Annotated in this window: 17 protein-coding genes and 1 tRNA gene; 7 read left to right on the plus strand and 11 right to left on the minus strand. The window is 68.4% G+C overall.

Going from position 1 to position 19,572, the window contains the following annotated elements:
• The first annotated feature begins 101 nt into the window (after positions 1-101).
• Positions 102-989 carry an alpha/beta hydrolase gene (locus ASG72_RS08185; protein ID WP_244488737.1) on the plus strand — a complete coding sequence of 296 codons (888 nt, stop codon included), beginning with the start codon at positions 102-104 and terminating at the stop codon, positions 987-989.
• A 104-nt stretch (positions 990-1,093) separates the two neighbouring features.
• Here ASG72_RS08185 and ASG72_RS08190 read toward each other — a convergent pair whose 3' ends face one another.
• The 5 genes from ASG72_RS08190 to ASG72_RS08210 form a co-directional block, all read right to left on the minus strand.
• On the minus strand, positions 1,094-1,696 hold the full coding sequence (locus ASG72_RS08190) for a CarD family transcriptional regulator (RefSeq protein WP_056710891.1): 603 nt from the start codon (positions 1,694-1,696) through the stop codon (positions 1,094-1,096).
• A gap of 370 nt (positions 1,697-2,066) precedes the next feature.
• On the minus strand, positions 2,067-2,405 hold the full coding sequence (gene fdxA / locus ASG72_RS08195; RefSeq protein WP_056710893.1) for a ferredoxin FdxA: 339 nt from the start codon (positions 2,403-2,405) through the stop codon (positions 2,067-2,069).
• A 114-nt stretch (positions 2,406-2,519) separates the two neighbouring features.
• On the minus strand, positions 2,520-2,831 hold the full coding sequence (locus ASG72_RS08200; protein WP_056710895.1) for a S4 domain-containing protein: 312 nt from the start codon (positions 2,829-2,831) through the stop codon (positions 2,520-2,522).
• A 62-nt stretch (positions 2,832-2,893) separates the two neighbouring features.
• Entirely contained in the window at positions 2,894-6,226 is a 3,333-nt protein-coding gene (locus tag ASG72_RS08205) for a helicase-related protein (RefSeq protein ID WP_082540204.1), read from the minus strand.
• Between the two features lie 461 nt (positions 6,227-6,687).
• Positions 6,688-7,557: a dienelactone hydrolase family protein gene (locus ASG72_RS08210; RefSeq protein ID WP_244488738.1), complete on the minus strand. Its 870-nt coding sequence runs from the start codon at positions 7,555-7,557 to the stop codon at positions 6,688-6,690.
• A 98-nt stretch (positions 7,558-7,655) separates the two neighbouring features.
• On the opposite strand from ASG72_RS08210, the gene ASG72_RS08215 reads away from it, so the two are divergent.
• Positions 7,656-8,525, plus strand: a complete 870-nt coding sequence (locus ASG72_RS08215) for an RNA polymerase factor sigma-32 (RefSeq protein ID WP_056710899.1) — start codon at positions 7,656-7,658, stop codon at positions 8,523-8,525.
• A 19-nt stretch (positions 8,526-8,544) separates the two neighbouring features.
• Here the strand turns inward: ASG72_RS08215 and ASG72_RS08220 are convergent, their stop codons facing one another.
• Complete coding sequence (locus ASG72_RS08220) at positions 8,545-10,014, minus strand: M48 family metalloprotease (protein WP_082540186.1); 1,470 nt, start codon at positions 10,012-10,014, stop codon at positions 8,545-8,547.
• A gap of 6 nt (positions 10,015-10,020) precedes the next feature.
• Entirely contained in the window at positions 10,021-10,845 is an 825-nt protein-coding gene (locus ASG72_RS08225; protein ID WP_056710901.1) for a hypothetical protein, read from the minus strand.
• A 122-nt stretch (positions 10,846-10,967) separates the two neighbouring features.
• Between ASG72_RS08225 and ASG72_RS08230 the strand changes: the two genes are divergently transcribed.
• Together ASG72_RS08230 and tcmP are read left to right on the plus strand one after the other, a co-directional pair.
• Positions 10,968-11,044: transfer RNA gene (locus ASG72_RS08230), tRNA-Arg, on the plus strand.
• A 322-nt stretch (positions 11,045-11,366) separates the two neighbouring features.
• Positions 11,367-12,302, plus strand: coding sequence for a three-Cys-motif partner protein TcmP (tcmP, locus tag ASG72_RS08235; protein ID WP_056711092.1), 936 nt, complete (start codon positions 11,367-11,369; stop codon positions 12,300-12,302).
• Here the strand turns inward: tcmP and ASG72_RS20285 are convergent.
• The gene (locus ASG72_RS20285; protein WP_082540205.1) at positions 12,257-13,009 is read right to left on the minus strand and encodes a DUF5131 family protein; all 753 of its coding nucleotides are present in this window, start codon (positions 13,007-13,009) and stop codon (positions 12,257-12,259) included. The two genes, tcmP and ASG72_RS20285, sit on opposite strands and share 46 nt — an antisense overlap.
• Positions 13,010-13,136: 127 nt before the next feature.
• Here ASG72_RS20285 and ASG72_RS20650 point away from each other — a divergent pair, with 127 nt between their 5' ends.
• Positions 13,137-13,304: a hypothetical protein gene (locus ASG72_RS20650; RefSeq protein WP_156395855.1), complete on the plus strand. Its 168-nt coding sequence runs from the start codon at positions 13,137-13,139 to the stop codon at positions 13,302-13,304.
• 42 nt (positions 13,305-13,346) lie between these two features.
• On the opposite strand, the gene ASG72_RS08240 is transcribed toward ASG72_RS20650, so the two are convergent.
• The gene (locus ASG72_RS08240) at positions 13,347-14,603 is read right to left on the minus strand and encodes a phospholipase D-like domain-containing protein (protein WP_200939911.1); all 1,257 of its coding nucleotides are present in this window, start codon (positions 14,601-14,603) and stop codon (positions 13,347-13,349) included.
• Positions 14,604-14,764: 161 nt separating this feature from the next.
• On the opposite strand from ASG72_RS08240, the gene ASG72_RS08245 reads away from it, so the two are divergent.
• Positions 14,765-15,295 (plus strand): isochorismatase family protein, encoded by a 531-nt coding sequence (locus ASG72_RS08245; RefSeq protein ID WP_056710904.1) that lies wholly within the window; start codon positions 14,765-14,767, stop codon positions 15,293-15,295.
• Positions 15,296-15,326: 31 nt separating this feature from the next.
• Here the strand turns inward: ASG72_RS08245 and ASG72_RS08250 are convergent, their stop codons facing one another.
• A complete protein-coding gene (locus ASG72_RS08250; RefSeq protein ID WP_056710906.1) occupies positions 15,327-17,243 on the minus strand; it encodes a TRAP transporter fused permease subunit in 1,917 nt (638 codons plus the stop codon).
• Between the two features lie 40 nt (positions 17,244-17,283).
• Complete coding sequence (locus tag ASG72_RS08255; RefSeq protein ID WP_056710908.1) at positions 17,284-18,267, minus strand: TAXI family TRAP transporter solute-binding subunit; 984 nt, start codon at positions 18,265-18,267, stop codon at positions 17,284-17,286.
• Positions 18,268-18,731: 464 nt separating this feature from the next.
• Here ASG72_RS08255 and nadC point away from each other — a divergent pair, with 464 nt between their 5' ends.
• Positions 18,732-19,565, plus strand: coding sequence for a carboxylating nicotinate-nucleotide diphosphorylase (nadC, locus tag ASG72_RS08260; RefSeq protein ID WP_056710910.1), 834 nt, complete (start codon positions 18,732-18,734; stop codon positions 19,563-19,565).
• Positions 19,566-19,572: the final 7 nt, after the last annotated feature.

Below are 19,572 nucleotides of genomic sequence, written 5' to 3' on the forward strand. Positions count from 1 at the left end.
CCGGAGCGTCACCTCGACCCCGGTAGCAGAGCCGCCTCCGAGCGCGAGCGACGGGCGCATGCTCCCGGTCGATGCAGCCAGCCGCCTCGGAGTGCCCTCCATTGACCAGCGATTTCAGCCTGCCGCCCGGACTGCGGCATCGCCAGATCGTGGTGCGCGACACGACGCTGCATGTGGCGGAAGTCGGCGATGGCCCGCCCGTCCTGCTCCTGCATGGCTGGCCGGAATTCTGGGCGACCTGGCTGCCCCTGATGAACCGGCTCCACGGCGAATTCCGGCTGATCGCGCCGGATCTGCGCGGCTTCGGCGACAGTGCGAAATCCCCGATGCCCCGGGCCGATGTCGGCGCCCATGCCCATGCCGACGACATGGCGGCACTGGTCGCGACGCTGGGCCTCGATTCCATCGGCGTGGTGGGGCACGATGTCGGCGCCTATGCGGCCCAGGCCATGGCGCGGCGCTATCCGCAGCTGGTCGAGCGGCTGCTCTTCTTCAACTGCCCGACCCAGACCGTCGGCGGCCGCTGGGTCCATGACGGCCATGTCAACGAGGTCTGGTACCAGGCCTTTCAGCAATTGCCGCTGGCGGAAGCGCTGGTCGGTGCCAGCCGCGAGACCTGCAGCCTCTATCTCCAGCATTTCCTGACCCATTGGTGCCATCGCAAGGATGCCTTCGCCCCTGCGCTGGAGATGTGGGTCGATAATTTCATGAAGCCCGGCAATCTGCGCGGCGGCTTCGACTGGTATCGCAGCCAGAACGCCCTGCGCATCGCCGCCATCGACGGCCATCCGACGCCCTCGGTCCGGATCCATCAGCCGACGCGGGTGCATTGGGGCCGCCACGACCCGATCCTGAAATCCGAATGGGCGGCCTTCGTCGACGAGCATTTCGACCAGGCCGAGGTCACCTTCTGCGAGAGCGCCGGCCATTTCGTCCATGTCGAGGCGCCCGACGAGGCGGCGGACGTGCTGGCCGACTGCTTCGCCTGACAGGCTGAGAGTTCGGCCCCGGCCGGTCCGCAGCCGCGCGCGCGACAAAAAAACCCGGCGGTCGCCCGCCGGGTTTTTTCATTCAATGGAAGACTTCGCGCCGCTCAGGCGGCCTCTTCCGCGATGTCGTCATTGTCGCTCTCGATATCGCCATCGGCGGTCTCGGAGGCCTCGCCCTTGGCGGCGCGGCGCGGCGACTTCGCCAGCTGCCCTTCGATCTTCTTCAGCGCCTCGGTCTCGGTGACGTCGTCGACCACGGCGATCTCGCGGGTCATCCGGTCGACGGCGGCCTCATAGAGCTGGCGCTCGGAATAGGACTGCTCCGGCTGCGCCTCGGACCGATACAGATCACGCACGACCTCGGCGATGGCGACGAGATCGCCGGAATTGATCTTCGCCTCGTATTCTTGGGCACGGCGCGACCACATGGTGCGCTTGACGCGGGCGCGGCCGGTCAGCGTGGTCAGGGCCTTGGTGACGGAATCGGCATCGGCGAGCTTGCGCAGGCCGACGCTGGCGGCCTTGGCGGTGGGGACGCGCAGGGTCATCTTGTCCTTGGCAAAGCTGACCACGAACAGCTCGAGCTTGAAGCCAGCGACTTCCTGTTCCTCGATCGCCGTGATCTGGCCGACGCCATGGGACGGGTAGACGACGAATTCGCCGGTCTTGAACCCCTGGCGCACAACAGCTTTCTTCACCGTGGACATGCCGTTACGACTCCTGGTCGGGCCGCTTGCGCGGCCTCACGATTCTGCCCCCCGGCCGGGATGGCCCGGGGATCTCTGCCCGGGCAGGCGGATCGACTCCACCGGCCCACGCTCCCTCAGCCGCGCCTCCTGCCTCCGGCCACGCAACAAGGCTGAGACGCTCCGGCGGAAAGGCCGGTGGCCTGCAGCATTGCGATAGCTAGGGAGCCCCGATTTGTGACAACCTCGCTGGGGCATGCGGGAAAGCGGCGACTGGGCCGATTGTATAGCACAAAAAACGCGGCGAATCAAAGGTAAAGCCGATTCGCGGAGGCCGGCGCCCCGGCCTGCATCATGCGGTTGGCGGCTCTGCGCCTGCCGCATGATGGGCTCAGTCGCCCTCGCCCGGATTCGGCGAGAAATGCGCTTCGAGCTTGCCGGCCACGCCGTCGAAGGCCTTGGCATCGGCGGGAGCCTCCTTCTTCTGGGTGATGTTCGGCCAGGAGGAGGCGTATTTCGAATTGAGCTGCAGCCAGCTTTCCAGGCCCGGCTCGGTGTCGGGCTTGATCGCCTCGGCGGGGCATTCCGGTTCGCAGACGCCGCAATCGATGCATTCATCGGGATGGATGACGAGCATGTTCTCGCCTTCGTAGAAGCAATCGACCGGACACACTTCGACGCAGTCCATGTACTTGCACTTGATGCAGTTCTCAGTGACCACATACGTCATAGCCGTCCAGTCCTTCCGACACGCCCGAGCCTGCCATAAAGCCCCGGGCCGCTCGCGATTCAAGCCCGAACTTTGCCGCCTCACTTCGGCAAATTCATATGCATACAAACGAGTTTAGGCTTCGCTCCCATCAGGCGCAAGCGACGCATCGCCGCTGTCTTGCCCATCCAGCCGCACATAGAGCAGCCTGGCGAGCTCATAGGCCTCGCGCCGCTCTCCCAGCCCGACGAGCCTGACCACAAGCGTCGCGTGCGGCAGAGCGAGCGTCAGCACATCGCCCGGCTTGAGCGCGTGAGCGGGCGCCTCCACCCTGCGGCCTTCGACACGGACATGCCCGTCCTCGATCAGCCTGACGGCCGCTGCCCGCGTGCGGGCGAAGCGCGCGAACCACAGCCATTTGTCGAGACGCTGACGATCCTGTCGCAAATGCTGCCTTCCCCGCAGCGGGGCCGCATCCCCGCCCCTGCCGCCTCAACGCGCGGGACAGCTCAAGGTTTGCGGCCCTCGAGCTGCGCCTTCAGCGCCGCCAGCTTGGCGAAAGGCGAATCCGGATCCGGCTCGCGGTTCACCGGGCGCGGCGGCGGCTGGAAGCGCTCGCCGGCGCCGCGCTCGTCGCGCCTGGGTCCGCCGGGGCGGCCATCGCGCTTGAAATCGGGACGCGGGCCGCGCCCCTGCTCGGGACGGCCCTGGCCCTGATCTGGCCGCGGGCCGCGCTGGCCCTGGCGGGGCCGCTCATCGCGCCGCGGCTCGCGTTCGGGCCGTGGCGCGGCTGCGCCAGCCTCGCCGGGCGCGGCTGCGACGGCAGGCGTCTCATCCCGGCGCGGACCGCCGAGCCTGGGACCGCGATTGGGACGATCGCCACGACGGCCGCCGGGCGCACGTTCGCCGGCCGCGCCGTCGCGGCCCGGGCCGCGCTGGCCCGCCTCCGGACGGCGGCCGCCCTGATGGCGGTGCGGGCGCCAGACCTCGATCAGCTCCGGCTCCGCCGGCGCGGCGGCCGCGCCCGCCACGGAGGCGGTCTCGGCATCGGCGGTCGCTTCGGCCGCGGCGGCCGCTTCGGGCGCGGCGGTCGCTTCGGGCGCGGCGGGCTGGGCCTCACCCGCGACCGCAGCCTCCTCGGCGGCCACGGCCTCCTCCGGCGCCGGCTTCAGCGCCGAGAGCATGTCGGCCGGCACGGGCTCGGGGGCGGCAGGAGCCTCCGCAGCAGCCTCGGCAGGTGCCTCGGCCGCGATCTCGGCCTCGGTCAGGATCGGTGCATCGGCCGTTTCCGGCGCGAGCTCGCCCGCCTCGGCAGGCTTAGCTTCGGCAGGCGCGGCCTCGGCAGGCGTGGCCTCGGGGGTTGCCGTCTCGGCCGATGCCGTCTCGGCGGATCCGGCCTCGTTCAGCGCCGCGGCGGGATCGGCCGCGGCCTCCGGCGCTGCGGTCGGCTTGGCCGGTGCGGCCAGAGGCACGGTGATCGCGGGGCCCGGCCGTTTGGCCGAGACATAGCCGAGCGAGCGCAGGATCGAGCCGAAATCCTCGCCCGCGCAACCGACCAGCGAGGTCATGGCGCCCGTTGCCACGAAGCCGTCCTGATCGGCGGCGCCGGCCGGCGGCGTGCCCTGGGTCAGCCCGGGACGATAGGCGATGGCCGGCCGGATCAGATCCGCCAGCCGCTCGAGGATGTCGACGCGCACCGCGCGCTCGCCGCAGACGCGGTAGCCGGCGGCGCGATAGAGCCCCTTCGGAATGGCCTTGTCGACCGGGAAGGAGGTGCGGCCGGAGGCGGCGAGATGGGCGATGTCGTCCAGCCCGGCCAGCTCCGGCCCGCCATGTTTCAGCGTCCAGAGCTGGGCCGCGAGCGCCCGCGGCGCCGGCTTGAGCAGCGCCGGGACGTAGAGATGGAACGCGCCGAAGCGGATGCCGAGCTGGCGCAGCGCCGAGCGGCCCTCCTGATCGAGCGCCTTCATCTCCTCCGCGACCTTGGCGCGCTCCAGCACGCCGAGCGCCTCGGCCGCCTGATAGGCGATGCCACGGGCGATCCCGGTCAGATTGGGCGCGGCCTCCAGCAATTGCAGCGGGCCGAGCAGCCTGGTGATGTGGCTCTTCAGCCAGAGCTGCAGCCGCGCCTCGACCTGTTCACGGGCCTGGCCGGCGAGATGCTCCTCGACCAGCAGGCGCAGGCGCGGCTCGATCGCCTTCTCGCCGGCGACCAGCCGCGCGACCGGCTCGCCCACCCAGCGCAGCAGCCCGTCATGCGACAGCACGAAAGCATCGTCCCCGGCGAGCGAAACCCGCGCCGCGCGCGATTCGATCTCGCTGGTCAGCGCCTTCATCGCGGCCATGTTCAAGGCCTTCGCTTCCGGCCCGCCGGCCTTCGGGTCCGCGGTGAAGCGAAAACCCTGCAGCATTCCGACGTGCTGGCCCTCGACGAGCACATCGCCCGCCGTGGTGACCTCAGCCTCCAACATCGCATTCTCCCGCAAACGACGCATCAGCACGCTCGTCCGCCGATCGACAAACCGGCTGGCGAGCCTCTCGTGCAGAGCGTCCGACAGCTTGTCCTCTACTAGACGCGCAACCCCCTGCCAATGCTCAGGATCAGGTAACCAGTCCGGGCGGTTGGCGACGAAGGTCCAGGTCCGCACCTGGCTGATGCGCGCCGACAGCGTATCGATCTCGCCATCGGTGCGGTCGAGCGCCGCCAATTGCGCGGCATACCAGTCGATATCCAGCCGGCCATGGCGCATCAGGCGCAGATACAAAGTGGAGGCGAGGTCGGCATGCTGCATCGGCGCGATCTTGCGGTAGTCGGGCAGGCCGCACACCTCCCAGAGCCGTTCCACAGCCGGCCTGCCCTGGGCGAGAGCCTTGATGTCGGGGTCCTTGGCCAGGATCTCGAGCGTGGTCATGTCCTCGGCGATCAGGGCCCGGGTCAGCCCCTGCTCGCTCGGCTGCAGGTTGAGCGTGTCGAGCAGCCCTTGGACGGAGCGCAGATCGAGGTCGGTATTGCGCCATTGCAGCTGCCGCACCGGCTCGAAGCGATGGCTCTCGATCGCCTCGGTCAATTCGGCGTCGAAGGGCGGGCAGCGGCCGGAGGTGCCGAAGGTGCCGTCCCGCAGATGCCGCCCGGCCCGCCCGGCGATCTGGCCGAACTCGGCCGGGTTGAGCCGGCGGAACTGGTGGCCGTCATATTTGCGGTCGGCGGCGAAGGCGATGTGGTCGACATCGAGATTGAGCCCCATCCCGATCGCATCGGTGGCGATGAGATAATCGACGTCTCCCGACTGGTAGATCTCGACCTGCGCATTGCGGGTGCGCGGCGAGAGCGCGCCCAGCACCACCGCGGCGCCGCCCTTCTGCCGGCGGATCAGCTCGGCGATGGCGTAGACCTCCTCCACCGAGAAGGCGACGATGGCCGAGCGCCGCGGCAGCCGGGTGATCTTCTTGTCACCGGCGAAGAGCAATTGCGACAGGCGCGGACGCGTCACCACGTTGACGCCCGGCATCAGCTTCTCGATCAGCGGCTTCATCGTGCCGGCGCCGATCAGCATCGTCTCGGCGCGGCCGCGGCGGTTCAGCAGCCGGTCGGTGAAGACATGGCCGCGATCGAGATCGGCGCCGAGCTGGATCTCGTCGATCGCCACGAAATCGACGGCCAGGTCGCGCGGCATCGCCTCCACGGTGCAGACCCAGAAGCGCGGCCGCGCCGGCTTGATCTTCTCCTCGCCGGTGACCAGCGCTACGGCATCGGCGCCGACCTTCTCGACCACGCGCTGATAGACCTCGCGCGCCAGCAGGCGCAGCGGCAGCCCGATCATCCCGGTGGGATGGGCGACCATGCGCTCGATGGCGAGATGGGTCTTTCCGGTATTGGTCGGCCCCAGCACCGCCGTGACCCCGTTGGCACGGGCGGCGGGAGGCAGGGAACGGAACGGCAAGGCGGGAGGTGCTGACACGAAACGCGACCGATCATCATGCAGGGCGGCAGGCGACGGAGGCTCGTCCCCGCGCAGCAGCCCCGCCAGAGCTTTCAGAGAACAGAACGAGTCCGGAACGAAGCGGGCCCGAATCGCTGACTCCGACAGAATCGGGATTCGTTCTCACGGGCCGGCGCGGCTGGCCGCGCGGATTTCTCTGTCGGGACGAGGCGTGGTGGCATCGGCGGCCCTTTGCACGAAGTCTCAGCGGGCGCGCGGACCCGGAGCCCCTATGTAAGGCTTTTTCCCCGGGAAACGAGAGGCCGGACTCGCGGCGGCGGCGAACCCGCGCCGGCGCGGATGCAGCGGGCGGGGCGGCGCCCTCAGGCGGCTCCGATCTCGGCCGCCAGGAACGCCACGGCTTTCTCCCAGGCCTGGCGGGCGGCAGCGGCATTGTAGCGCTCGCTGCTGGTGTCGTTGTGGAAGGCATGGTCGACATCGGGATAGACGATGATCTCGTGGCGGATCGCGGCCGCCTTCAGCGCCGTCTCGTAATCCGGCAGCGCCTGGACCAGGCGGGTGTCGCGCGCCGCATGCTGGATCAGCAGCCGCGCCTTGATCTGCGGGACCAGAGCGAGATCGGGCGAGCGCCCGTAGAAGACGACGCCGGCAGCGAGCTCCGGCGCCGCCACGGCGAGATCGTTGACCGCGCCGCCGCCCCAGCAGAAGCCGAGCGCTCCGGTCTTGCCGGTCGCATCCGGCCTTTGTGCCAGGAGCTTCAGCGCCGCGCGCCCCTGCGCGACAACTTGCGCGGTGGGCAATTGTCCGAACAGCGCCCGCGCCGCATCGGGATCGGCGGGCGTGCCGCCGAGCGGCGTCAGGAAATCCAGGCCGAGCGCCATGAAACCCGCCAGCGCCATCCGCCGCGTCACATCCTCGATATGCGGGTTGAGGCCGCGATTCTCATGGATGACCAGCACGCCGCCCCGCCTGCCTTGGGCACGGGGCGTGACCAGATAGCCCTTCAGCATCACGCCATCGACGCTCTGCTCCAGCCGCGCGGCGAGCAGCCGCTCGTCATCGGGTTTTATCTGCTGCGCCTGGGCGTAATTCGGCTCGAGCAGCGCCAGCGCCGCCTCCGCAGCCGCCGTCGACCCCGCCAGCAGGATCAGCCGGTTCATGAACACCCGCCGGTCGAGCGGCCTGTGCGTGTATTCGTCGTAGAGTTCGACGATCCGCCGATCCAGCGCCATTCGCACCTCCATCGCGCAGCGGCGGGTGATCCGGTCGCGGATCGCCGCCGTAGACAGGCCTGAACAAGCCGAGGCCAGCATAGCCAAGGGAGGCGATCATGAGTGAGATCGCAGGCGTCGATCGCAATTTCGTGAAGGCCGCGATGGCGGCGCCCTTCCTCGAACGCGAGGAGGAGCAGGATCTGGCGCAGCGCTGGCGCGGCCTCGGCGACCAGGCGGCGATGCACAAGCTAACCTCCGCCCATATGCGGCTGGTGATCGCGATGGCGACGCGCTTCCGGCATTACGGCCTGCCTCTGGCGGATCTGATCCAGGAGGGGCATGTCGGCCTGCTCGAGGCCGCCGCCCGCTTCGAACCCGCACGCGAGGTGAGGTTCTCGACCTATGCGACCTGGTGGATCAGGGCCTCGATGCAGGATTACATCCTGCGCAACTGGTCGATCGTCCGTGGCGGCACCTCTTCGGCCCAGAAGGCGCTGTTCTTCAATCTGCGCCGCCTCCGGGCCAGGCTGACGCGCGGCGGCGAGGAGCGGATGAGCGACGCCGCCTATGGGGCGATCGCGGCGCGCATCGGCGTCAGCCGCGCCGATGTCGCCTCGATGGATGCGCGGCTGTCGGGCCCCGACCTCTCGCTCAACGCCCCAATCGGCGAGGATGACGGATCCGGCGCCGAGCGCATGGATCTGCTGCCGGATACGGGCGTCCTGCAGGACGAGACCGTCGGCAACGGCATCGACAGCGACCGGCGGCTGGCCTGGCTGCAGGATGCGCTGGCCGTGCTCTCGGAGCGCGAATTGCGGATCGTGCGCGAGCGCCGCCTCGTCGAGGAGGCCTGCACCCTCGACGCGCTCGGCCACCGGCTCGGCATTTCGAAGGAGCGCGTGCGCCAGATCGAGAACCGCGCGCTGGAGAAGCTGAAGCGCGCCTTGCTCGACCGCCACCCCCAGGGCGCCGCCGCGCTGATCTGAGCGGCGCAGCGGGTCTTCGCTAGTCCGCGACGATCTTGTAGCGCTGCCCGGGGACGAGCGGGCCGCGATCCAGCCCGTTCAGCACCATGAACAGCTCCTGCGCGCGCTCCTGCCCGGCCATCCGCGCGGCCATGCTCGCCGGCGTGTCGCCCGGAGCGGCGGCGACCAGCCTGATCTGCATCGGCCTGACCGCCTGCGCCTCGCCGGGGCTGAGGCTGCGGAAACTGGCGATCACGCTGCGCAGCGGGCGCTCGGGATCCGAGCCGCTGCGCGCCGCCATGATGAAGCGATAGACGCGGCTGCCGGCCTGCACCGCCGCCAGGCGGAAGCTCCAATCCGTGCCCTTGCCGGTGGCGACCACCGCCGGCAGCCCACCGATCTCGAGCTTCTCGACCGCGCTGGTCTCGACGCCGTCGATCCAGCCCGAGGCGACATAGGCCTCCAGCGTCTGCTCCGGCTTGATCGTCACGGCATCGAAGCGCAGCGCCTGGGCGCCATTGGCGCTGACGCCGATCACCATGTCGCGGGCCGCCTCGAGCTGAAAACCGTCCGGCGCCGTGAAGGCGATGCGCAGCGCGCTGTTCACATAATTCCGGCCGCGCACGATGCCGTCGCGCGGATCGTCGCCATAGGCGATCCCCTCCACCACCGAGAGCCAGCGCAGCGGATCGCGCTCGCCGATGCCGGGCGCGCCGATCTGCCGGGCGGCGGCAGTGACGGCCGCGACGCGCTCCGGCGTCGAGGGATGGCTGGAGAGGATGTCGAGCCGCCGGCCCTCGGCGCTCTGCCCCTGCGAGGCGTTGCGGAAAGCGGTGTTGCGGCCGAGCGCCGCCAGGAAGCGCCCGGCGCCATAGGGATCGAACCCGGCCCGCGCGATGTTCTGCACGCTGATCTGGTCGGCGGCGAGCTCCTGCTGCCGCGAGAATTTGGCGAGGGAGAGCTTCGAGCCCGCCTGCACCGCCGCGCCCGCGACCGGATCGTTCAGCACCTGCGACACGACCTGGCTGACCAGCACCGATTCCGCTTCGCGCTCCGCCCGCTGCACCGCGTGCTGCGCGGTGACATGGGCGATCTCATGCGCCACCACCGAGGCGATCTCGGAGCTGTCGTTGGCCAGCGCCAAAAGCCCGCGCGTCACATAGAGCCGGCCGGTCGGCAGGGCGAAGGCATTGACCACCGGCGAATTCAGGATGGTGATCTCATAGCTGCCGATCTGGCCGCCGCTGGCGGCGGCGAGCTTCTGCACGATCGTCTCCAGCGCCGCCCGCGCCACCGGCGCGCGATACTCCCCGCCGAACGCCTCGAGCAGGCGCAGATGCTCGCGATCGGAGGCGCGCTGGATCGGGCTGACGCGGGGCGCGAGCTCGGCCGAGCTCGGCAGCAGCGCGCTCTGGTCGCTGGTGCAGCCGAGCAGCAGCAGGGCCGGCAGCGCCAGCGCCGCCAGGCGTCGGGCGAGATCTCGCACCGCAAAAGGCTGGAACGACAGCATGCTGGGTCAGTCGATCACATTCAAAGCCGAAACCGCCGTGATTTCGAGCAGCAGCCCGTCCCGGCCGGACAGGATGCCCTCCGCCCTGACCGCTCTACCGTCCAGCCGGGCCGCGGTCCAGCCGGCCTGCTGCATTTCCCGCCAGAGCCTGCGTGACATCACGATCGAAGCCGCCTCTCCGCGTCGCCGCGACAGGTTCAGATAGGTGCGCTGCGACCGTTCCCCCACCGAGGCGATCCGGCCGGTCAGCGTCACGATCCTGCCCGCCTGCACCTTCAAGGCGGCGATATCATGGCCATCCACCGCATCGCCCGGCGCGGCCGCCGCCGCGCGGCCCTGGCCGGCCCGAAGCGCGGCCGGCTCCCCGGCGCTGCGCTCCGGCTCCTGACAGGGCGTGGATCCGGGCTCCGCCAGCCGCCGCGCCGCACCGGCAGCGACCAGCGCCGCGCCGACCTCCTCGCCCGCCGTCCCGCCAGCGTCGGCCGGCGCATCGGCGAGAAGGCGCCCGGGCAGGCGGCCCCAGCGATCGGGAGGGCCGAGTACGAGGAGCCGCAACGCGCGCCCGCGCCACGCCTCCACCGCCGCGCGAAACCGCGCATCCTCCTCATCGTCCTGGCGCGGCGCGATCCCGACCAGCCGCAGCACGCGGCCATCGGCCAGAACCGGGTCTCCGGCCGCATCGACACCCGCGAGCCGCACCGCCTCGCTCTCGCCATCGGCGCCGCCTCCGCCGGCCGGACAGGGGGGAGCAGCCGCGACCGGCCCGCATGCCAGCAGCAGCAGCAGCGTGGCGAGCCGCTTGGCGATGATGCCTGGCTGGAACGCTCCCACGGCCTTCCCCCACCCGTTTCGCGGGGTGACGCCCCGCCGCGCCCGGCTGCCGAAGCGCCGACTTTCCTCGCGGCCAGCCTCTGGAACCGCGGCAGGCGGCATGATAGACAGCGACGCTGTGCGTCCCGGTAGCTCAGCAGGATAGAGCAACGGTTTCCTAAACCGTAGGTCAGGGGTTCGAATCCCTTCCGGGACGCCAAATTTCTGCGCAATTCGCTGGAGCGCCTTAACGGCGAGATCAAGCGCAGGATCGACGTCTCAACATCTTCCCCAACGCGGCCGTCATCACCCGGCTGGTCGGCGCCATCCTGCTCGAATAAAACGATGAATGCGCGGTCAGAGCTGACCTCCGCTGGGGAAGACGAGGCTCGGAACATGTTGGATGCGGCTCCGAGCAAGATTCCGAAAGTATCATAAGCACGACGCAAAGGTTTGTGCTGTGGACATCGCATGGCGGAGGGTTGAACGCACAATCCAAACGTGCCCTACCTATTTCTACTCGCGTGAGCCGGAGCACCGCGATGTCGGCAGATGAGCAACATCGTTTTGGCGGACGCCATACCGATGAGAAGCTGAACAAGCTTGGCCAGTACATGGCCACCTACACGACAGCTCTGAAGGATCAGGGTTTCGTGCTTGCCTATATCGATGCGTTTGCAGGTTCGGGCGGTCGCGTGGAAACTCGGCCCACCCTTCCTCTTTTTGCGGAGCCGGGTGCGGAGCCGGAGACGGTGACCGTCGCAGGATCAGCTCGCCTTGCGTTTGAGACGAAGCCTCCGTTTGAGGTGATGGTTCTGGTTGAGAAGGATGCGGGGCGGTTCGCTGCTCTTGAGCGTCTGCGCGAAAGCTACCCGGATCAGCAGGTGAAGCTGGCCCAAGGTGATGCGAACGAGGTTGTTCAGAAGCTCTGTCGCGGATTGCCGTGGCATGGGTCGGCGACCATGCCGAAGGGGATGCGGGGCCTGTTGTTCCTCGATCCGTATGGCATGGAGGTGAACTGGCAGACTATCGAGGCTGTCGCGGGGACACAGGCCATAGACCTGTGGTGCTTCTTCCCGCTAATGGGCTTGTATCGCCAGGCTGCTCGCGAGCAGGTTCGGATCGACGCAACGAAGCGCGCGATGCTCAACTCGGTGCTCGGCACCACGGACTGGGAACAGGATTGGTATCAGCCCATCCCTAGGCCGTCCGATATGTTTGGTCTGATGGAAGATGAAGCGACGCGCGTACGGACGGCAGACGTGAACGCCATCGAAGCATATGTGCAGCGGCGCCTCCAGTCAGTATTCAAAGGCGCGGTACTTCCTCCGAGCCGCATCTACAACGGCCGGGGAGCCCCGCTTGCCTCTCTGTTTTTTGCCATGGCCAATCCGGCGCCGAAGGCTGTAGCCGTTGGCACACGGATCGCGCGTCATATCCTCAATTCGGGCAGTTCATCCCAGAGGCGGCCCCGATAGGTACGGCCGGTCCGCTTCTTCTGGACCCCTCCCCATTGCTTGAAGAAGAATGCCGCTCCGTCACGGCGACAAGCATGCTCTATCTCGTCGACCCAATCGGTCTGCATGACCCGAGCGCTGGGGCCGCTTTCGCCGCCGACTATTGCCCAACCGATGCCGGTCAGGTCTGCTTTCTTGACTGAGCCGATTAGCGGTTCAAACGACACGAAGCGGATCGCCGCCGGTACGCGGCGTAGATCGTCGAGGCGGGAAAGAACGCGGTCGTCTTCGACACTGGTGCCAAGCCACACGTTAGGTAGCACAGAAAAGCCGTCCGACTGCAGGACTGTTGCCATCCGCCCGGGGCGTTTGGTCAGTATCTGATAAGTGTGGTGTGGAGTGGCCTTCATGACCTGCCAGACGCGCTGTATGAATTCGCTTGGCACGTCCTGATGAAATAGGTCTGACATGCTGTTTACGAAGATGCGGCGCGGTTTCTTCCACCTCAGCGGGACTTGTAGAGCGTGCTCATCGAGAAACAGCCTGCCGGTCCACACACGGCGACTGCCACTCTTGCGAGTTAGACCCTGATACTTCTCGACACCCATAGCCTCCAATCGGGCTGCCATCCGCATTGCGTAGCAGTTCGTGCAGCCGGCAGTAACGATGGTACAGCCCGCAACCGGGTTCCACGTTGCGTCGGTCCATTCGATAGTGGTTTCTGCCATAGCCGGCTCCTCGTGGCCGTCGCACACTGCGATCGATGCGTTAAGGAGCCTTCCTCGCTCCGCAGCGGCGCCGTGGTCATGGTCAGCATGACCGACTTGGCGGGGAAGTTGTCAACCAGGATTTGGCTTGTGTAGCATCTCCAAACGCGTATGCCCCGCCAACAAGGCGCTCGTCGGCGCCTCCGCCGAAACCGCCTGGAGCAATGGGCTCTCGCTCGCCGCCTCCTTCGACGGCGAATTCGCCAGGAAGACCAGCGGCTATGCCGGCAAGGCGACCCTCTCCTATCGCTGGTGACCGCGATCGGGGACCGCCCCCCTCTCGCTCGCGCGGCGCGGATCAGATCTGGCTGCTGAGCCAGCTCGCCATCCAGTCCGAGGCCTTCTGCCAGAGCGGCCGGGCCTGCCATTGCGCCAGCGAATAGGGTTTCGAACGGGCGAGATCGGCCTCGAACAGCCGGTCCTGCGTCGCGGTGAAGGCCCGGTCGTAGAGGTTGATATTGGCCTCGTCGTTCAGCCGCAGCGCGCGCTCGTCGATATTGGTCGAGCCGACGGAGGCCCAGAGCCCGTCGATGGTGACGAGCTTGACGTGGTACATCGTCGGCTGGAATTCATGGATACGGATCCCGGCCTCCAGCATCTCGCCCCAGTAATGCCGCGAGGCCTTGCTGACGAGGCGCGCATCGGTCTCGGGCCCGGGCACGATCACCTCGATCTCGACGCCGCGCCGCCGGGCCGCCAGCAATTGCTGCCGGGCGATCTCGTCCGGCACGAAATAGGGGGTGGCGATGCGGATCCGCGTCTCGGCCGCCGCCAGCGCCGTCATCAGCATGAGATGCATGACGTTGCGCTGATGCGTCGAGCTCACCACGATCTGCGCGCCGGTCTCTCCCACCGGCTCGATGGCGGGGAAGAAGCGATCGCCCATCAGCAATTCGCCGGTGGCCTCGATCCAGTGCTCGGCGAAGGCCGCCTGCAGCTCCGCCACCGCCGGCCCCTCCAGCCGATAGTGATTATCGCGCCATTCCTGCGGGTTGCGCGCATCGCCGAGCCATTCGTCGCCGATCCCGACCCCGCCGGTGAAGCCGATGCGGCCATCGACGATCAGCAGCTTGCGATGGGTGCGGTTGTTGATCTTGTCGAGCGTGTACCAGTGGATCGGGCGGAAGCGCACCACCTCGACCCCGGCCGCCTGCATTCGTTTGACCAGCTCCTCCTCCATCGGGAGGCTGCCGACCCAATCGAGCAGCACCTTGACGCTGACCCCCTCGCGCGCCTTCGCCGCCAGCGCATCGGCGACGCGCTTGGCGATGTCGCCGGCCCAATAAATATAGGTCTCGAAGGTGATGGTGTTGCGCGCGCTGCCGATCGCATCGAGCATCGCCGGGAAGATCTCCTCGCCATTGACGAGCGAATCCAGCCTGTTGCCGGGGATGAAATTCGAGCCGAACAGCGCTCCCATCGAGAGGCGGAACTGCTGGTCGGAAGAGGCCAGGTGATGCGGCAGCGGCTCCTGCAGCTCATGCGGCTCCGGCGCCAGATTGGCGACGAGCAGCGCGGCCGCGGCGCCGGCCACGGCGGCGAGCCCAGCAATCACCCATCGTCGTCTGAAGAACCGCATGTCACCCCCGAGGCGGGAGGTAACCGACCGCGCGTCACCCGGGTTCCATGCGAGGCGCCGCGGTGCCGGCCGGGAGCCAGGTGCGGCGGCCGCCACTCTGTGCCATGATGGCGTCCCCGCAGCCGAAGGCACCGCTTATGCCGCTGATCAGCCCGAGCCAGGCGACGCTCGTCATCATCGATGTCCAGGCCAGGCTGATGCCGGCGATCCATGACGGGGGCCGCGTTCTCGAGAATGCGCGCCGCCTGGTCGATGCCGCCGGCCTCCTCGGCCTGCCGCTGCTGATGACGGAGCAGAATCCGGACGGGCTCGGCGGCACCGTGCCGGAACTCGCCGGCAGCGGCCCGGTGATCAGAAAGATGAGCTTCGATTCCTGCGCCGAACCCGCCTTCCTCGCCGCCCTGGCGGGCGAGCGCGACCTGGTCGTCTGCGGCTGCGAGGCGCATGTCTGCGTGCTGCAGACGGTGATCACCCTGCTCTCCTTCCGCAGGCGGGTCTATCTCGTCCAGGATGCGGTGGGCTCGCGCCGGGAGGAGTCGAAATCCGCCGCCATCACGCGCATGCAGCGTCACGGCGCGGAGATCGTCACCACCGAGATGGTGGTGTTCGAATGGCTGCGCAGCGCCAGCCATCCGCAGTTCCGCCCGGTGTCGAAGCTGATCCGCTGAACTGGTTCTCGCGGCGGCAGGGCTTCCGCGCTCAGCCCGCCACGGCGACGGAGCGCGAGGCGCGACGGTTCGCCAGCAGCCACAGCATCATCGCCGCGAAGAGCACCATGCCGGCGATGCGCATCGCATCCGAGGGCAGCAGCAGGGCGAGCCCCGCCGCCAGCAGCAGACCGCGCCTCAGCCCATCCAGCCTGACCAGGCAATAGCCCTCCAGCGCCGCGTTGAGCGCCACCACCCCGGCCACCACCAGCGTCACCGACAGCAGGATCGTCCCGGCCGATCCGACCAGCAGCAAAGCCGGGTGATAGATGAAGACGAAGGGCAGGATGAAGGCGACCATCGCGATGCGGCAGGCGAGGACCGCGATCTTGACCGGGTTCGCCTGGGCGATCGAGGCCGCGGCGAAGGCGGCGACGGCCACGGGCGGGGTGATCGCCGACATCGAGGCGATATAGACGATGAAGAGATGCGCCGGCAGGAGCTCGATGCCGAGCGCGATCAGCGCCGGCGCCGCCAGCACCGCCGACAGGGCGTAGACCGCCGGCGTCGGCATGCCCATGCCCAGCACGATGATCACGAAGGCGGCGGTGACGACCGTCAGCAGCGGGTTGCCATCGGCCATGACGAACAGGCCGGAGCTGATCTTCCCGGTGAGATCGGTCATCGACAGGGTCCCGACCACCAGCCCGGCGATCGCGCAGGCGACACCGACCCCGATCATGCCCTTCATCCCGTCGCTCAGCCCGTAGAACAGCGCCTTGACCAGCTTCAGCGGCGAGCGCTCGCGCAGGATCGCGACCGGCAGCAGCGCCGCGCAGGCGATGGCGCCGGCGAAGGAGGGCCGGTTCAGGCTGAGCACGCCCCAGACCAGCAGGCCGATCGGCAGCAGATAGATCCAGTGACGCGTCAGCACGTCGCGAAGCCGCGGCGTCTCGCCCTCCGACATCGGCTTCAGCCCGTCGCGATGCGCCTTGAAATGCACGGCGAGGAAAACGGAGAGATAATAGAGCAGCGCCGGGACCAGCGCCGCCAGCACGATCGAGGCATAGGGAATGCCGGTGAAATCGGTCATCAGGAAGGCGGCCGAGCCCATCACCGGCGGCAGCAGCGCCCCGCCGGTCGAGGCCGCGGATTCGATCGCGCCGGCATGCGTCCGGCTCGTCCCGGTGCGGATCATCAGCGGGATGCTGAAGGAGCCGGTGGTCACGACATCGGCGGTGGGCGAGCCCGAGATCGACCCGTAGAGCCCCGAGGAGACGACGGCGACCTTGCTCGCCCCGCCGACCTGCCGGCCGACCAGGCTGTTGGCCATTTCGTAGAAGAAATCCGCCCCGCCGAACCGGTCTAGCAAGGCTCCGAACACCACGAAGACGAAGACCAGGAAGGCCGCCACCTCCAGCGCCGGGCCGAACAGCCCATTGGTCGAGAAGACGAGGTGATCGACCATTTCCTGGGTGGTGAAGCCGCGATGGGCGAAGGCGCCGGTGAGCCTGTTGCCGAGCACCGCATAGGCCAGGAAGACGAGGACCAGCGTCACCAGCGTCATGCCGATGCAGCGCCGCGTCGCCTCCAGCACCAGCAGGATCAGCAGGATCGAGGCCGCGATGTCGAGCGGCGTCAGCTCGTCGATCATCGGCAGCCGCAGCTCGTGGACCGGCCGCATCGCGATGAAATAGGCGCAGGCCGCGAGCGACAGGGCGGCGAGCGCGATCGCCCACCAGGAGCGGCCGCGCGACCGCCCCGGATGTCCGGTCGCGGTCAGGAAGGCGAGGCTCAGCACCGCGCCGAGGAAGAGGAACAGCGCGATCTCGCGCGGGACATACCAGCCGAAGGCCATCGCCAGCAGCAGAAGCCCGGTCGCCGCCCCGACGAGATGGACGAAACCCTGTTCGGCGGCGGGCAGGACCCGGGACTGGCCCGGCGCGAGCCGGCGGAGCAGCGTCAGCATGGCGGCCTCATCGGGCTCTCGCGGCGGGGACGGGGCGGCGCTATTTCAGCAGGCCCGCCTTGCGATAGGCCTGTTCCGCCCCCGGATGCAGCGTCAGCGGCTGGACCCGCGCCAGATCCGCCGGCTCGAGCTTGGCGAGCATGGCATGGGCCTGTTTGAGATAGGGGAAGTGCTTGATCATCCCCTCGACGATCGTCGCCGCATCCTCGTCCTTCATCTCCGCCGAGGCGAACAGCACCACGCTGCCGGTGATGGTGGCGATCTCGGCCGGCTGGAACGGGTAGGTGCCCGCCGGCACGGTGATCCCCGCCGTGCCGAGAAGACCGTTCAGCCTGGCGCTGGCGGCCGGGCTGATGCCGAGCATCCTGACTTTCATCTCGCGCGTCGCGCCGTTGATCTGACCCGAGGGAAAGGCCAGCATGTTGATGATGATGTCGGCCTGGCCGTTCTTCATCATCTCCAGCCCGGCATTGTAGTCGACATGATGGATGCGCCCGCCCCAGCCCTCGATATCCCTGGCGGTGATGCCATAGGCCTTGAACACCTCCTCGCCGGTGACGGCCATCAGCGTGCCGCGCTGGTTGAGCACGACCCGGACCGGCTTCTTGGCGGCGAGGACGGATTCGAAGCTGTCGATCCCGGAATCCTCGCGCACCAGAATCTGGACCGCGGCCATCGGATCGATCAGCGCCAGCGCGCGCAGATTGGTCACCGGCGCCTTGAACGGCTCCTCGCCGGCCTGGGCGCGCTTGGCGAGCTGCGCATGGGCGATGCCGAGCTCGATCTTGCCCTGCGAGACCAGCTGGATATTGGCGGCTTCCCGCCCCGGCTCATAGCCGAAGGACACCCCGGGCGATTCCCGCCGGATCGTCTCGCCGATCGCCGTGCCGACGGCGCTCCAGGCCCCGCCGACCGACCCGCCGGAGAGGGTGATCTTCTTCAGCCCGCCGCTCTGCGCCAGCGCCGGCAGGGTCCCCACCGCCAGCCCCGAAGCCAGCATCGCCGCGATCGCAAACCGCTTCATCACACGCTCTCCCCCAGGATTCGGGCGCCGGCCGCGCCATGCTCGCCGATCGGACCGGGCTGCCGCGGCGCGCCCGATCCTGGGGCCAGCCGTAGCAGGCTCTTGCATGCAAAACCTCCGGAGGCCGTTGCCGCCCCGTGGCGGCGCGTCGCATCGCGCACCGTCAGGCGAGTTTGTTGGTGTAGAAACGAGTTGTCAATGGCGATCTCCGGCCGCGTCAGCCTGCGCCTGAATCCTGGGCATCGCACTGAAAAATGAGGCAAACTCTGCAAAACCTAATCTCGCGCGTCCTGGCGTGAAGGCGCGAGGGCTACGCTGGCATCGTGACGTGCACGGCTCTTGACAGCGCAGCCCACCCTGATCATCGTTGGTATACAAACGACATAGCTCCAGGCCAGCCCGATCCGATCGCTCCCCGGCTGCGCCTGCCTTCCGCCACCCGAGGGAGCCGCCGGGGCGCCAGAATGTATGACCGTTTCACGACCGAGCGGCTGATCGACCTCTGGCTGGCGGAGGATATCGGCTCTTGCGATCTGACGGTGCAGGTCATGATCGAGCCGAGCGAGACCGGCGCCTTCCGGATGAATGCGCGCGAGCCGATGGTCGTGGCGGGGCTCGAGGTCGCGGCCGCGGTGTTCAGGCGCTATGAGCCGGCGCTGTCGCTGGAACTCGCCGCGGCCGATGGCGACCGCGTCGAGGCAGGCGCGACGCTGCTGCTGGTGTCGGGCCCGGCCCGCGGCATCCTCACCGCCGAACGCACCGCGCTGAACATCGTGCAGCGCCTGTCCGGCATCGCCACCGAGACGGCGCGCTATATCGATGTCATCAAGGGGACATCTGCGCGGCTGATAGACACCCGCAAGACGACCCCCGGCCTGCGCATGCTCGAGAAACATGCGGTGACCTGCGGCGGCGGGTTGAATCATCGCCTGGGGCTCGATGGCGGCGTCATGATCAAGGATAATCACATCGCGATCTGCGGTGGCGTCATGGCCGCCGTAGCGCGGGCCCGGCGCAGCCTGCCGGTGCTGACCAAGATCGAGGTCGAATGCGACAGCCTCGACCAGGTCAGGCAGGCCGTCGAGGCGGAGGCGGACGTGATCATGCTCGACAACATGCCCGTCGCGACGATGCGCGAGGCCGTGGCGCTGATCGCCGGGCGCGCCAAGGTCGAGGCGTCGGGCGGCATCCGCTTCGACACGATCCGCGCCATCGCCGAGACCGGGGTGGACTATATTTCGACCAGCAAGATCACCCAATCGGCCCCGGCGGTCGATATCGGGCTCGACGAGGCCTGAGGCGAAA

Origin of the sequence: Allobosea sp. Leaf344 (assembly GCF_001426225.1) — a bacterium.
Lineage (GTDB): Bacteria > Pseudomonadota > Alphaproteobacteria > Rhizobiales > Beijerinckiaceae > Allobosea.

Bases quoted from the DNA above. Each gene is read 5' to 3' on its own strand.
- ASG72_RS20285 (WP_082540205.1), bottom strand. From the start codon at position 13,009: ATGGCAGAAACCACTATCGAATGGACCGACGCAACGTGGAACCCGGTT.
- ASG72_RS08220 (WP_082540186.1), bottom strand. From the start codon at position 10,014: ATGCTGTCGTTCCAGCCTTTTGCGGTGCGAGATCTCGCCCGACGCCTG.
- nadC (WP_056710910.1), top strand. From the start codon at position 18,732: ATGTATGACCGTTTCACGACCGAGCGGCTGATCGACCTCTGGCTGGCG.
- ASG72_RS08255 (WP_056710908.1), bottom strand. From the start codon at position 18,267: ATGAAGCGGTTTGCGATCGCGGCGATGCTGGCTTCGGGGCTGGCGGTG.
- ASG72_RS08250 (WP_056710906.1), bottom strand. From the start codon at position 17,243: ATGCTGACGCTGCTCCGCCGGCTCGCGCCGGGCCAGTCCCGGGTCCTG.
- ASG72_RS08245 (WP_056710904.1), top strand. From the start codon at position 14,765: ATGCCGCTGATCAGCCCGAGCCAGGCGACGCTCGTCATCATCGATGTC.
- ASG72_RS08205 (WP_082540204.1), bottom strand. From the start codon at position 6,226: ATGGTCGCCCATCCCACCGGGATGATCGGGCTGCCGCTGCGCCTGCTG.
- fdxA (WP_056710893.1), bottom strand. From the start codon at position 2,405: ATGACGTATGTGGTCACTGAGAACTGCATCAAGTGCAAGTACATGGAC.
- tcmP (WP_056711092.1), top strand. From the start codon at position 11,367: ATGTCGGCAGATGAGCAACATCGTTTTGGCGGACGCCATACCGATGAG.
- ASG72_RS08210 (WP_244488738.1), bottom strand. From the start codon at position 7,557: ATGGCGCTGGATCGGCGGATCGTCGAACTCTACGACGAATACACGCAC.
- ASG72_RS08190 (WP_056710891.1), bottom strand. From the start codon at position 1,696: ATGTCCACGGTGAAGAAAGCTGTTGTGCGCCAGGGGTTCAAGACCGGC.
- ASG72_RS08215 (WP_056710899.1), top strand. From the start codon at position 7,656: ATGAGTGAGATCGCAGGCGTCGATCGCAATTTCGTGAAGGCCGCGATG.